We start from the raw sequence: 13,880 nt of genomic DNA, 5'->3' as shown, positions 1-13,880 counted from the left end.
AGACGCTCTCAGATGCGGCTGCCCGCCGGCGTCCTTGGTGTGGCTCTCTCATGGCATGCGCTCTCGTCGGGCACCGCGCGAGGAGAGGCTCTAAAGGGGTTTGTTCTGCTCAAAGTAGCGATGCCCTCCCCGCTTCCACATCACGGAGGGAACGAGGAGGTGCACGGCGATGGGCGTGATCATCGGGATGGACCCGCACAAACGCTCGGCCACGATCGAGGTCATCGACCAGGCCGGGTCGAGTGCTGCAGGTGGGCCGGTTCGACACGGACGAGGCCGGCTACGCGGCGATGCGCGCCGCGGGCCGAGCCCACGGCGAGGTGGGGGAGCGGGTGTGGGCGGTCGAGGGCTGCAACGGCATCGGCCGACACATCGCGCACCGGCTCGCGCACGACGGAGAGCACGTGGTCGACGTGCCGACGAAGCTGTCGGCGCAGGTGCGGGTCTTCGCCACCGGCAACGCCCGTAAGACCGACCCGGTCGATGCGCACTCGGTCGCGTTGGCCGCGCTGTACGCGCCGGCCGAGCCCGGGCTGCGGCCGGTGGTCGTCGAGGCTGACCTGGTCGTGATGGGCCTGATGGTCGACCGCCGCGACGAGCTGGGCCGGGCCCGGACCCAGACGCTCAACCGGCTGCATCGGCTTCTGCTGGAACTGATTCGGGGCGGGGCGAAGACGTTCCTGTCCGCGCCGCAGGCCCGCGCTCTGGTCGCCACGGTCAAGCCGCGCGACCTGGTCGGCAAGACCCGGCGCCGGCTGGTCGTCGAGCTGATCGGTGAGCTCGAGGTGATCGACCGCAAGATCAAGGCCACCGAGAAAGAGCTCACGATGCTCGTGACCGAGCGCGGCTCGACGTTGTTGGAGCTGACCGGGATCGGCCCGACCGGGGCCGCGCGGTTGCTGGCCGACGTCGGTGACATCCACCGGTTCCGCGCCAAGGACCGCTTCGCCTCGTGGAACGGGACCGCGCCGTTGGACGCCTCCTCCGGGGCGCAGCAACGCCACCGGCTGTCCCGGGCTGGTAACCGTCGGATCAACCGGACGCTGCACATCATGGCCGTCGTGCAGCTGCGCAACCCGAGCCCGGGGGGAGTTCTACGATGCCCGCAAGGCGGGCGGCACGCCCTCGTTGATGGCGATGCGGTCCCTCAAACGACGCCTGTCGAACATCGTGTACACGGGCATGGTCGCCGACCAGACCCAGCGCGAGCACACCCCTCCAGACCGGTGAGGTGACGGGCCTGGGAGGGCACCGGGGCAACGTCTCTGACTCCAGCGTGACCGGCTCACAACCCCACCCCGGCTCTTCGAACAAGCCTCTTCCCGGACCCGTCACCACCGAGCGTAGAACCGCGGCCATGTCTTGACCTAAAGGGGTGCCATGAGCGTGCGTCTGGTGGGAGTAGTGCGACCCTGCTGGCATGGCAGCAGGCGGACCGGCCGACCACTGGTTTACGGACATCCTCTCTTGGCGCCTCCCGGCGTTCGATGAGCCCTGCGATGCCCTGATCCGCGAGATCCACGACCTTGGCGGCGACAAGCAGCTCCAGGACGGCGCGCCGCTGGGGCGTCGGCTAAATAGCCTCTGGTGGCCATCGACGCGCGCTGCGAGCGGTGACCCCGAACTCCGCGAACTGAGGCAAAGTCTCCAATCCCTGCGGGATCAACTCCATGCCGAGGCGGTCGAAGCGGGGTGGGAGGTCGAGTAGATTCCCGGACCCGCTGACAGTAGTCGGGCGTTCGCGCGACGAGCGGCATGTCCGGATGGCGACATTCGGATGGCGACAGTGGCACACGGTGGCAGAAGGCAAGCCGGAGGTTCAGACTTTCACGGTATGAATGCCGTACTGGAGGTTTTCCGTCGGGCCATCGACACCGACGATGCGATGGCGATGCGCGACGGGCTAGAGCAGCTGTTCTCCGCCGCCGGCGGGCTCTCGGCGTCGGACGAGTTCGAACTGCGCCACGAGGACTACGTGATGGAGATGCCCCAGTCGGGGGAACGCATTACGGGCCGCGACCGGATGCGAGCGATGCAGGAATCCTTCCCCGGCCCGCCGCCGTCCTTGACCATCAACCGAGTCACGGGTGCGCACCGATCGTGGCTCATCGAAGCGTCCAGTGACTACGGCGAGGGCGACGTGTGGCATGTCGTCCTGCTGATGGAGTTCGCCCCGGACGGGCGCATGCTCCGCGATACCCGTTACTACGCTAAGGACTTCGATCCGCCCGCCTGGCGCGCCGCGTTCACCGATCCGCGATGAGATCCGCCGTCGGCGCGGCGCTGCCCATGGCGCCGGGCTTCAGCGTCGTGAGGGCTCGGTCGAGATCGTCAACGCCCGATCATCGGTGCGATCGACCGCGGCATGAGCGCGCGGCGAGAACTCAGCGACCGTTGGCCTCGGAACGGACCGAACGAATGATGTGGATGCCGCACCGGATCGCCGCGACCAGACTCGCCGCAGCAGCGACCCCGGCACCGATCCGCCCCTCGGAGCCGCCTGCTACGCCAACTACGGCGGCGTAGCAGGACCAGATGAGGAGCCCGAGTGCGGTTACAAAGAGCAGACCGAGCTTGGCGTATCGCACGAAGTGAATCGTAGGGTTCTGTCGTCACTCTGCCGAGGATTCCGACGCACCATCCGCGGCAAAGTCGGATGTCTTGAGGTCCTAGTCGCGATCGCCCCTTAGCCGCACGCCGGCGCGGTCACCGGCGTGTGACCACGTGGTGGAGCCGCGCCCTGCTCGCCGTACCCTGCGGGCAAGGGCTGAGGATCGGAGGGAGATGCGACCATGCCAAGCGCACGCGACCTGGAGAAGATCTGGGAGCAACAGGCACGCGAGTCACGCCCGCTACTGGACGACCTCGAACCCCTTGGATACAGCGAGCAGGACTGGGAACTGGGCACTGCGCCGTCGCCAGCCGTAGCAGCAATGCTCATCGAGCACCTGGACCGCCCTCACCCAGAGCACGTGCACTCGTGGTCCGCGCGCATCCTCGGGCAGTTGCGAACTGGCGAAGTGTGGGACGCCCTTGCCCGTGCTCTTGACCGGACTCGGCCGGAGCAGCGGAGTTTGCAGGAGTCACTGACTTCCTCTCTTGCGCAGATCGCCACGCGTGAGAATCTTCCGCTGGTTCGTGCCTACCTCGCCGACAAGCGCATTGGGGAGTCTCGAATGTTCTTCTACGGCACGCTGAACCGGCTTCGCGCACCGGATCGCTGGGAAATCATTGAGGCTGGTCTGGCAGATCCGCAGCTGCGGAAAGAGGCTGGCTATCGGCTGCACCAGCGAGAGCTACGCGAAGCTCGCAAGCAGAGGAAAAAGTAGGGCCCGATCTGGCCAACTGGGTCTTCGCGGAGCCGCACCCTCATCGCAAGAGCGCCACGGCTGCACCGATGCGGCATGACCGGGCGAGCGTAGCCGCCCTCAACGCGGCAAGCGCGTATCCACGCAGCGGCGTAACCGCAGTCGATAGGCTGGCAACTCCTTGACGGAGGGGCAACGATGACGGTGACTTTCTTCGAGTTCTTCATCGGCTTCGTGCTGCCCCCATTGCTTCTTCTGGCTCTCCCCGTCTTCTTTGGCTATGTCTTGTTCAGGTTGATCAAGCCAAAGGATCCGAAGGGCAAGGAAGGCGTGGAACATGCGGGGCCGCAGAACTGAGGCGCGGCCATGCGCGCGTGCTACGGCTCGGCATGACGGCGTGTGAGCCGACTTCTTGCGTCGAAGGCCACCAGGTGGTGTCCCCGAGGAGTCGGCTCAAGCTTTGGATCGGCAGCAAACCCGTCGCCATGTCGGCAGCCTCGCAACGTCCGCACATCGACCCGATCGCAACGTCCCATCATCGGCATGACTGATCGGGCGACGAGCGGCAGTTCCGGACGTTGGCCAAGTCGTCTGCCGGCGTTCCGGCGCCTCGTCGCGAAGGTGCACCTGTCCCGCGAGTGGTCGATCCCGCCAGCAGGTGACCTGCCGGCTTCACGACGCGACGGCGGCATGCGTCGGCAGTGCCCATCTGTGGCGCCTTCTACCGGTATGGGACCTGCAGATCGTCCGGCGGACGCCTGCGAGACGGGTGGCAAGCCGCTCCCCGCCGGGCGGCAAGGACGTCGAACCATCCGCCGCATCTGACAATGGATCCGGGGGACGTTCGACGTGGCGGGTTCAGCGGGACCGGCTAGCTGCGTCGAGGTCGTCGCTGGCCGGGTGCAGCTCGTTCAGCAGCGCGTACCTGCCGTACGCGCCGCGGAGGTGGCCTCACCGGGCGTGCCTCGTTGGCGACCTCCAAGAGGGGGACGACGCCCGCGATCGCGGATAGGCGCAGCTCGCGCCGGCGCAGCGCCGAGGCGAGGTCGGTCTCGTCCACGGCGGCCAGCGGGATGCGGGCCAGGTCGCATGCGACGAACTCGGCGGGGGCGCAGCCCAATGCGCCGGGAGTGCCGGCGTGTGAGGGCGGTCATCCGGGGCTATGCCTCGACGAGGATCACCAAGGTCTCGGGCAGCACGCCGTCGAAGGCCATCGCCTCGGCCGCGCCTTCGGACTGCATCGCGGCCTGGAAGGTGTCCATGTCGGGCACGTCCATGAGCACCGCGACGTGGTTCGGGTTCTGCGGGTCGACGAACGTGCGGATGTTGGTGATCCCGAGCGGGCCGAAGAGCTCCTCGCGCTTCGGCGACGCCAACCAGTGGTCGCGATCCTTCACGTCGTGGTGACCGATCAACGTCGGCATGGCTCCTCCTCGGCGTCCACGGGCCGACGGGTGTCAAGCCCTGTGTTTCGACGCTAGACCGGGGCGGCCGCCCGCATCAGCCAAAGCCCGATCAAGAGGCGGGCCACCCCCACGAGTAAGTCACCACCGCCCCGCGGGCGCATCACTCGGAGTGGGTGATGTCCCGCGAGGGCCGACGGCGTGAGCTTGGCAAGACCTCCGCCCCCTGACCAAGCGGGAACGGGTCGCACATGCAGTGCGGCAACCCTGAGGCGCCTGGCCGTCGCGCGAGCTGCACCCTTGTTGCCGTCATGTAGTGATAGTTCTTCGACGTCCGGATCGGGCATGATCGGACGTCGTCCGAGGAGGGCTGTTAGCTGGGCACCCGTGCCCTTACGACTCGTCGGAATGACTACGCTCCCCGCATGGCCGCATCCAAGTACTCGGCGGAAGACGACCCGAACTGGGAACGGCTTGGAGTCAGCCAGCCTCGCCTCGTAGCGGCCATCACTGACGCTGCGCGCCGCGATCGCAGAGTGGCCGCCACTATCGCGGCAGGGCTCTACGAGAACGTGTTGGTCTTCCTCTACCGGATGAGCGACCTAGATCCCCAGAACCTGCCTCCACTGCAGGGCCGCTGCTCGTCGCTCCTGAGCAGCCGGATGAGCTGCCCGCTAGGGTCGATCAGGCGGATGTCCAGGTGGCGTTGGAGCGGTTGGGGTGGAGAGCCGGCTGGCTCTAGGGCGCGAATCCCGTGCTCGCCGAGAGCGGCATGACAGGAAGTGTGTTGCCGGGCCACGGTCGGTCTGTCGTGGTGTGATCAGCACGCGAATGGTGGACTGCCCGAGAGGTGGCTTGTGAAGGCGCTTGAACGGAACCGGACTCGGTTGGCTGCAGTCGTGGCAGGCCTTCTGGTGCTCGTTTTGCTGCTGGTCGTCGTGGCCGTCACATCGTGGCTAGGGCAGCGTTCACGGGACGCCCATGACACCCAGTTGGCCGACGGTGCGGCGTGGGATCGTGCCGTTTCCGACGTTGCCTGGCTCAGTTCGGTCGGCTTGGAGTCATCAAAGCCGCGCCCCCCGTGCAGCGTGGAGGACGAGCCTTCCGGTCATCTCGGGTGGACATACCGCGGGTCGGACTGGTCCACGACGAGGTCGTCGATTCGAAGCCGGCTGCTTCAGCAGGGATGGGTTGAGGCCGCCTCGGACAGGGCGGCCGGTCTCACGGTCATGTCCCGAAGGACCAGTGGCCGGTCGACCTCACTGAGCCTCGTCACGAAGGCGACACCCACAGACGATGCGGCAGCGGTTCTCGAGTTGGACCCCCTGGGCTGCCTACTTCGGTGATCTCAGCGACTTCATGCCTGCGAGGGCGCTGCTCCACGGCTGGGGTTGTTATCGCCAACGGCACGACCGGTCGGCGGCATTATGCACGTGATCCGGGTGGGTGCCGGGGTCGCTGAGCGGTCCTTCCTCGCTGCCGAGTGTGTGCCGGTGCTGGTCGGTGTCAACGTCGTTCATGCTCGCTGCGCTGCGCGTGCTCCACGTTGACGCCTCGGGCGCGCCGGCGCGGGGCGGCATGGGTCGAGGAAGGCCCTGTTGTGGCTGGGCCGGCGGGCGGGGTGGGGTGGTCATGTCAGGAGGCCTCGTGGTGGGTGCGGTCGAGGAGGTTGGTGAAGAGCTCGGCTCGGTGGGTCTGTCCTTTGGCGGCCGCGTCGTCGTGCTGGGCGAGCAGGGTGGGCCGGAACTCGATGCTGGTCTGGAAGAAGGTGCACGTTTCGCAGATGTTCTCGAAGGCGCAGTCGAGCGTGGGCGGCCTGGTGCAGTAGCCGTTTCCGAGGTGGCGGTGGTGCTCGCGGGACAGGCGGGCCAGGTTCGGCCCGAGGACGTCGGCGGGCAGCTGGCGGGCCTGTTCATAGAGGGCGTCGACCTTCTCGGTGACGGCGAAGTATTCGTCGGCGACGGTGCGGTTGGCGATCTTGGCGTAGCGCAGGGTCATGTCGAGGGAGCGGTGGCCGAGCATGGCGGCGATGGCCTCGAGGGACATGCCGCGGTTGATGGCTTGGGTGGCCAGGGTGTGGCGCAGGACGTGCGGGTGGAGGTGCGGTAGCCCGGCCGCGGCGGCGACGTTGTTCAGGATCCGGGTGACGGAGTGCCGGTCGGCAGGTCGGCCGTTCTCCCTGGGCAGCAGCAGCGGGTGGCCGGGCGGGACGTACCGGTCGCGGTAGTCATCGATCAGCTGCACGAGCTGGGGGTGCAGCGGCAGGTAGCGGTCCTCGCGGAGCTTGCCGACTGGCACGTGCAGCCACGGGCCGGCGCCGATGAGTACGACGGCGTCGGCGCGTAGCCCGGTGAACTCGCCGACGCGGAGCCCGGTGCGCAGCAGGACCTCGACGGTGACGCGCACGAGCAGCCGGGGGTCGTTGTGCGCGGCCCGGAGCAGCTGCGCGGCGGCGGCGTCGTCGAGCGCCTTGGGTAGCGGGTGGTCCTGGCGGGGCAGGTCCCCGGGAAACATCGGCACCCGGGGCGGGGCCTGCTCCCAGCCCCACTCGTCGATCCGGACGAAGAACATCCGCAGTGTCCCGAGCCGGTGCGCGAGCGTCGCGGTCGATGCACGCGGCTGGTGCTGCCCGGGCCGGGCGGCCAGCCACGGCTTGTAGCCCTCGATGTGGCGGCGGGTCACCATGGCGACGGTGGTGACCTCGGGGGCCTGCTCGAGCAGGAACCCCGCGAACGAGCGCAGCGCCTGGTCGGTGTTGCGGACGCTGCCCGGGCGCAGCACGCAGCCGATCTGCTCGAGGTAGCGGCGCATCGTCGCGGCTAGCTCCGGACGTGCCGCGTCCAGCTCGGCCCAGGTCCGCATTGGCGCCGTGCCGTTGTGGCCGCTGGGGTTACCGGCCGGTGATCCGGGCACCGGGCCGGGCGACGCCGGCCGCTTCACCGCCACCGCGGTGCTCATGGCCGGCTCCCGCCACTGCCGTTCGGGTGGCCGGCGAAGACCTGCGCGTCGATGACCTCGGCGGCCTTGCGGTATTGGCTGGCGAGCCAGTCATCGGCCAGGTGCAGATAGATCCGGGTCGACTCGATCGAGGCGTGCCCGGCCTGGGCCTGGACCGCCTCGAGGGCCATCCCGGCCTCCCGCAACCGGGTCAGGCAGGTGTGCCGCAGCTCGTGACAGGTTCCGTGCGTCAGCCCGGCGCGCCGCCGCGCCCCGGTCAACACCTCGTCGATTCCCCTGACACTCAAAGGATTCCCTCGGTTCGGGCCCTTGAGGACGAGGAACACGCGATCGGTGTCGTCGGTGCCGGTGGTGCGCGGTCGTTCCGCCTCCAGATAGCTGGCCAGCTCGGTGAAGAACCGGGAGGACACCGGCACGAGCCGCTGGTGCCCGCCCTTGCCCTCGGCGACGAACAGCCGGCGCTCGGCCACCCGCACGTCCTGCATCCGCAGCCCGAGGACCTCACACCGACGCAGCCCACCGAGGACCATGGCCGCGACCATCGCCCGGTCCCGGTGGGTGCGCAGCGCGCCGGTCAGCGCGTCGACCTCGGGCGGGGTCAGGATCCGCGGCAGCCGCCGGACCCGACGCGTCAACGGCACACCCTGACTCGGTCGTTGACGCTCACGACGCGTGGGCAGTCCCCGCGGCACCGGGTTGACCGGCACGTCCCCACGCACCTGCAGGTATCCGAAGAACCCCGAGATGCTCGACAGCCGCCGAGCGACCGTGCTCATCGCGACCCCCGCCGGCTCACCGCCGACACCCACCGCCGCGACCAGGCCCGCATCGACGCGGCCGGTCCGCTGGGCGGTGATGAAGCCGAGCACATCAGCCGGCACGACCTCCTGCGGATCCTTCGCCACGACGGTGAAGAACAGCTTCAGGTCGTACGCCGCAGCCAGCACCGTGTTCGGCCGACACCGACCCTCCAGAAACTCCAGATAGTCGTCCACCAGCGGCACCCCGAGACGGACCACCACCTCGCCAGACGGCCGACGAGAACGGATCAGACACGGATACAAGACAGACATCTCAGGCCCTCCAACATCAGAGGCGAGCAGCCACCACGGCTCCTTGAAATGTCCTGCAAGATCACGTGCATAACAAGCATGTGCGGATGTTCGTGGGCAATGAAATCGGTTGTGGGTAGACACCGGATCGGGTCGACTGACCTCATGACCGACACCGTCAGTATCCGTCCGCTCAGGATGGCGGACGCGGAGGAGATGGCCGTCGTTCTCGCGCACCCCGACCTCTACGAGTTCTCCGGCGGTGAACCGCCAAGCCGGCCTGATCTGGAGCGGCGCTACGCCCTCCAGACCCAAGGTCACTCCCCAGACGGAAGCGCGCTCTGGATCAACCACGTTGTCGTGACGGAAGGAGAGCAGCGCGCTGTCGGTTACGTGCAGGCGACCATCCCGGCCGGCGGCGGACCGGCCGAGATCGCATGGGTTATCGGCCGAGCCTGGCAAGGCCACGGCTATGCGACTCAAGCGGCATTACTGCTGCTCGGTGAGCTACGTGATCGGGGGGTTAGGCAGATCTACGCCCATATCCATCCCGACCACAAGGCTTCTCAGGGCGTCGCACGACGGCTGGGACTGAAACCCACGGAGGTCAAGGAGGACGGCGAGACACGCTGGATCGGAGACGTGGCCTAGGAAGTCCGTAGTCCTACGCACTCAACACGGCTACTTAGAGACTGGTTGCAGGATCGGTGTCCGGCCAGACTCGGTCCAGGTGCTCGGCGAGACGCTCTCATATGCGGCTGCCCACCGGCGTCATTGGTGTGGCTCTCTCATGGCATGCGGCCTCGTCGGGCACCGCGCGAGGAGAGGCTCTAAAGGGGTTTGTTCTGCTCAAAGTAGCGATGCCCTCCCCGCTTCCACATCACGACGGGAACGAAGGAGGTGCACGGGCTATGGGTGTGATCATCGGGATGGACCCGCACAAGCGCTCGGCCACGATCGAGGTCATCGACCAGACCGGTCGAGTACTCGAGGTCGGGCGGTTCGACACCAACCAGGCGGGCTACGCGGCGATGCTCGCCGCCGGGCGTGCCCACGGCGAGCCGGGGGAGCGGGTGTGGGCGGTCGAGGGGTGCAACGGCATCGGCCGACACCTGGCACACCGGCTGGTGCACGACGGGGAGCACGTGGTGGACGTGCCGACGAAGCTGTCGGCGCAGGTGCGCATCTTCGCCACCGGCAACGCCCGCAAGACCGACCCGGTCGACGCGCACTCGGTCGCCCTCGCCGCGTTGTACGCGCCGGCCGAGCCGGGGCTGCGGCCGGTGCTGGTCGAGGATGACCTGGTCGTGATGGGGATGATGGTCGACCGGCGTGACGAGCTGGGCCGGGCCCGGACGCAGACGGTGAATCGGCTGCATCGGCTTCTGCTGGAACTGATTCCGGGCGGGGCGAAGACGTTCCTGTCCGCGCCGCATGCCCGCGCCCTGGTGGCGAAGGTCAAGCCGCGTGACCTCGTCGGGAAGACCCGGCGCCGGCTCGTCGTCGAGCTGATCGGTGAGCTGGAGGTGATCGACCGCAAGATCAAGACCGCGGAGAAGGAGCTGACCGCGCTGGTGCTCCAGCGCGGTTCCACGTTGTTGGAGCTGACCGGGATCGGGCCGACCGGCGCCGCACGGTTGCTGGCCGACGTCGGGGACATCCACCGCTTCCGGGACAAGGACCGGTTCGCGTCCTGGAACGGCACCGCGCCCTTGGACGCGTCCTCCGGGGCGCAGCAACGGCATCGGCTCTCTCGTGCGGGTAACCGCCGGATCAACCGGACGCTGCACATCATGGCCGTCGTCCAGCTGCGGAACCCGAGCCCGGGGCGGGATTTCTATGACGCCCGCAGGGCCGGTGGGACACCGTCGTTGATGGCGCTGCGGTCCCTGAAGAGGCGCCTGTCGAACGTCGTGTACGCGCGGATGCTCGCCGATCAGACCAGGCGTGAGCGCACCCTCGGAGCGGGAGAGGTGACGGGCCCGGGAGGGCACCGGGGCAACGTCTCTGACTCCAGCGTGACCGGCTCACAACCCCAGACCGGCTCTTCGGAGAAGCCTCTTCCCGGACCCGTCACCACCCAGCGTAGAACCCCGGCCCTCGCCACGTCTTGACCTAAAGGGGTGCCATGACAGTGCGTGTCGCGAGCAACGAGAAAATCGAACGCTTCGCCAGACAGCGTGACAAAGTCTGCGGATGGACGAACCCGACATCTCGATCGCTGAGTTGCGAGCGGCGTTGACCCTCCTGCTCGAAGCCGTAGAGGACAGGTTCGGCTCGAGATTGCAGTTCGATGAGGACTTCTACTGGAACGTGCCCTTGGGTGACGCGACGACGGTGGAGCAGGATCCAGTGCTGGATCTGGGGTCAGTGGTCGACGACGTGAGGTCCGTGCGCGAGCTAGTGACTCGGGCCCCCGACGATGGCGTGTACATCTGGCATGACGTCGATCATCTGGTCGGAGTGCTCCGCGCTATCGGTCGCCTAGACCTGCCTGGCTCTTGAGCCGACGATGTCGTGGAAACGTGCTGCCCGCGGCATGAGCGGAAGACGCTGGAGCGGTCGACGTTGGTCAGGCTGGCAGAAGAACTGGCCCGGCATCGGCCTTGGGAAGGCGGTGCCTAACGGTCAGTTTGGTGAGGTGTGACCGCTGGGTGGCCGATTCCCTCAAGGCGCCCCGGCGTCCTGTCACGACCACTGTGAAGCCCAGAAGGGTCGGAGCAGGTCCGCGATGCCAAGCAGACCTCCGGGTGTGGACCTCACACTTCGACCCGCTCCGTCGTCTCTTTCGTAGGGCCTCATCTCGGTGGTCCGATAACGAGAGAGCGGGTGTATGTCTCCTTTCAAGACCTCCAAGGTCCCGGTGCTGGTCCAGTACGTGCTGTTAGCCGTAGCGTGGGGTGCCAGTTTCCTGTTCATCAAGATCGGCCTGGAAGGGCTCTCGCCAGGGCAGGTCGTTCTTGGTCGCCTCGTGGCTGGAGCGGCCACGTTGGCGGTGCTGTGTCTCGTGACGCGCCGCACGCTGCCGTCCGCGCCAGTTGTGTGGGCGCACCTGACGGTCGTGGCGGTACTGCTGTGCGTGGCCCCGTTCCTGTTGTTCGCGTGGGCCGAGCAGCACATCTCCTCCGGACTGGCCAGCATCTACAACGCGACGACCCCGCTGATGACGATGGTTGTGGCCCTGGCGCTGCTGCCTCAGGAACGGCTCAGCCGGGGCAGGCTTCTGGGTCTCGCGCTCGGCTTTGTCGGTGTCATCGTGCTCGTCGCCCCGTGGAACGGGCTGGGTCAGGCGGGCACCTTCGGACAAGGAGCCTGCTTGGCCGCCACAGCCTGTTACGGCCTGGCTTTCACATACCTTCGCCGGTATGTCACCCCCCGAGGCCTGCCTGCCCTGAGCGTCGCGACCGTTCAGGTCGGCATCGGCGCCACGATCATGCTCGTGCTCGCGCCCCTGCTCGCGGCACAACCCGCCAGGGTCAATCTTCGCGTCGTGCTGGCCGTCCTCGCCCTCGGCGCCATCGGCACCGGACTGGCCTACGTCTGGAACACCAACGTCGTAGCCGCGTGGGGGGCGACCAACGCCTCCACCGTCACCTACCTCACCCCGGTGGTCGGGGTGGTTCTCGGGGTCATCGTCTTGAACGAGCAGCTGAGCTGGGTCGAACCCCTCGGCGCGCTCTTGGTCATCCTCGGTATCGCCGTCACCCAAAACCGGCTGCGAATCCTCCGGGACCGCCGCGCAGGCCGCGCGAAGAGGCACTCTCATGGCCAAACGGTCGATGACTACTCCATCTAGCCCTCGCGGGGTGGAAGTGGCTCGCACCGGTCGCGGCAGATGAGCGCGTTGCCGCGTGGCGCGAGAGGAAAGCAACACTGCGCGCAGCGGGCTACTTGGGCTGCACGGTGAAGTGGTAGATCGCAGGTGGTGTCCGATCGTCGGAGACACTGGCGGATCCGACCTTTGCAGACGCCGGCACATGCACCGTGACGCTGAAGCCAAGGTCATGGCCAGAGGGCGTCCGTGGGCCCAGATCGCGTGTGGAACCGTCCGGCAGGCGGAGCGTGAGGCGGACCGCCGGCAGGGGCCCTACCACTGCGGTTGCGTGGTTGTTGTCGTTGCAGGCGTTGGCGTACCAGTGCCCGTAGAGCGTGAGGGCGTCGCCCGGACTGACCGCTGCTGCCGGTGCCCCAAAGGTGCCGTTCGGGCCTTGGTCGTCGATGTAGGGCCCGATACATGACGCGGCCTCTCCCGAGGTCGAGTGGGTGCAGGCACCAAGGATCGCGAGTAGGGCGAATGATGCCACCAGTCGAGCAGCTCTCACATCGCGCATGATGCCAGCGGATCACGCCTGTTAGGGAAGATAGACAGTCACGTGTTTGAACGACGCCTCCACGCTCAGAGCGGCATGAGCGAGCGTCTCACGTGGGTGCATACTGCCGGCATGCTGAGCGTGCGTGCGGGGTTCGTCGTCCTCGTTGGCGCTCTGGCTTTGACCGCCTGCAACGCGCCCGAGGTCGATTCCGACGTAAGGCTCACCAACGGGACCCACCAAACCATTCGGATCACCGGCAACTGCACCGAAGATGACGCCTTCTTCATGTCTCCCGGCCAGACGGTTAACGAATGCCTTCCACGCAGATTCCTATTGCCGCATCGACAACGGAGACGGGCTTCACGGAATGCTCGGATGCGTGAGGCTCGGGTCAGCCCACACGACGGTTACAAGCGCAGATCTCCGGAAGCCGCCGGGCCGAATGATTGCTGGGGCTCGGACAAGACTCCGAAGGCAAGACTGGGCGGCTCGCCCTTCAGAGGAGGGATCGACGGTTCAGGAACGCCGCGCCGCCGCCATGGTGAGTAAGCGCTGAGTGCAGCTCACCGGCGCGACCGCACCAGGAGCGGCATGACCGGATGTCGGCAACTGGGATGGCACCCTCAAGGTATGCAACCGCGCATGACCTTCACGATCCGCGAGAACGCTACCCCGCAAGAGATCACGGCCGCGTGCCAGGCGGTACTCATTGCGCTCTGGGAGACCTTGGAATGGTTGGAAGTCGACCTGGCCGGCCTGGGGGATGATCCCGACTGCGCCGCCGCGTTGGCGGCCTTAGAGCCGCTGCGTAAGCGCCAGTTGCTCAGCAAGAAGTTGGACCGCACC

Annotated in this window: 13 protein-coding genes; 9 read left to right on the top strand and 4 right to left on the bottom strand. The window is 67.3% G+C overall.

The window, feature by feature from the left end; translation table 11 throughout:
• Positions 1–290: 290 nt before the first annotated feature.
• The 3 genes from LQK93_RS18920 to LQK93_RS18910 all read left to right on the top strand — a co-directional run bounded on the left by LQK93_RS18920 (position 291) and on the right by LQK93_RS18910 (position 2,263).
• Entirely contained in the window at positions 291–1,235 is a 945-nt protein-coding gene (locus LQK93_RS18920; protein ID WP_374969306.1) for a transposase, read from the top strand.
• A gap of 185 nt (positions 1,236–1,420) precedes the next feature.
• Positions 1,421–1,708, top strand: a complete 288-nt coding sequence (locus LQK93_RS18915) for a hypothetical protein (protein WP_374969305.1) — start codon at positions 1,421–1,423, stop codon at positions 1,706–1,708.
• Between the two features lie 126 nt (positions 1,709–1,834).
• On the top strand, positions 1,835–2,263 hold the full coding sequence (locus LQK93_RS18910; protein ID WP_374969304.1) for a hypothetical protein: 429 nt from the start codon (positions 1,835–1,837) through the stop codon (positions 2,261–2,263).
• A 121-nt stretch (positions 2,264–2,384) separates the two neighbouring features.
• On the opposite strand, the gene LQK93_RS18905 is transcribed toward LQK93_RS18910, so the two are convergent.
• Positions 2,385–2,588, bottom strand: coding sequence for a hypothetical protein (locus LQK93_RS18905; protein ID WP_374969303.1), 204 nt, complete (start codon positions 2,586–2,588; stop codon positions 2,385–2,387).
• Between the two features lie 204 nt (positions 2,589–2,792).
• Between LQK93_RS18905 and LQK93_RS18900 the strand changes: the two genes are divergently transcribed.
• Together LQK93_RS18900 and LQK93_RS18895 are read left to right on the top strand one after the other, a co-directional pair.
• Complete coding sequence (locus LQK93_RS18900; RefSeq protein WP_374969302.1) at positions 2,793–3,329, top strand: HEAT repeat domain-containing protein; 537 nt, start codon at positions 2,793–2,795, stop codon at positions 3,327–3,329.
• Between the two features lie 177 nt (positions 3,330–3,506).
• Positions 3,507–3,665, top strand: a complete 159-nt coding sequence (locus tag LQK93_RS18895) for a hypothetical protein (RefSeq protein WP_374969301.1) — start codon at positions 3,507–3,509, stop codon at positions 3,663–3,665.
• 803 nt (positions 3,666–4,468) lie between these two features.
• Here the strand turns inward: LQK93_RS18895 and LQK93_RS18890 are convergent.
• The 3 genes from LQK93_RS18890 to LQK93_RS18880 all read right to left on the bottom strand — a co-directional run bounded on the left by LQK93_RS18890 (position 4,469) and on the right by LQK93_RS18880 (position 8,865).
• Entirely contained in the window at positions 4,469–4,732 is a 264-nt protein-coding gene (locus LQK93_RS18890) for a hypothetical protein (RefSeq protein ID WP_374969300.1), read from the bottom strand.
• 1,614 nt (positions 4,733–6,346) lie between these two features.
• Positions 6,347–7,669, bottom strand: coding sequence for a tyrosine-type recombinase/integrase (locus LQK93_RS18885; RefSeq protein WP_374969299.1), 1,323 nt, complete (start codon positions 7,667–7,669; stop codon positions 6,347–6,349).
• Positions 7,666–8,865, bottom strand: coding sequence for a tyrosine-type recombinase/integrase (locus LQK93_RS18880; RefSeq protein WP_374969298.1), 1,200 nt, complete (start codon positions 8,863–8,865; stop codon positions 7,666–7,668). The genes LQK93_RS18885 and LQK93_RS18880 overlap by 4 nt, the downstream gene beginning before the upstream one ends.
• Before the next feature lie 21 nt (positions 8,866–8,886).
• Here LQK93_RS18880 and LQK93_RS18875 point away from each other — a divergent pair, with 21 nt between their 5' ends.
• From LQK93_RS18875 to LQK93_RS18860, 4 genes are all read left to right on the top strand, one after another.
• Entirely contained in the window at positions 8,887–9,372 is a 486-nt protein-coding gene (locus tag LQK93_RS18875; RefSeq protein WP_374969297.1) for a GNAT family N-acetyltransferase, read from the top strand.
• Positions 9,373–9,473: 101 nt separating this feature from the next.
• A complete protein-coding gene (locus tag LQK93_RS18870; RefSeq protein ID WP_374969296.1) occupies positions 9,474–10,835 on the top strand; it encodes an IS110 family transposase in 1,362 nt (453 codons plus the stop codon).
• 82 nt (positions 10,836–10,917) lie between these two features.
• Positions 10,918–11,226 (top strand): hypothetical protein, encoded by a 309-nt coding sequence (locus tag LQK93_RS18865; RefSeq protein WP_374969295.1) that lies wholly within the window; start codon positions 10,918–10,920, stop codon positions 11,224–11,226.
• A gap of 328 nt (positions 11,227–11,554) precedes the next feature.
• Positions 11,555–12,517, top strand: coding sequence for a DMT family transporter (locus LQK93_RS18860; protein WP_374969294.1), 963 nt, complete (start codon positions 11,555–11,557; stop codon positions 12,515–12,517).
• Positions 12,518–13,880: the final 1,363 nt, after the last annotated feature.

Origin of the sequence: Terrabacter sp. BE26, assembly GCF_041941675.1 — a bacterium.
Classification (GTDB): Bacteria; Actinomycetota; Actinomycetes; order Actinomycetales; family Dermatophilaceae; genus Terrabacter.
Note: the sequence above shows the minus strand (reverse complement) of the source record. Positions and strands in the feature narration are given on the sequence as shown.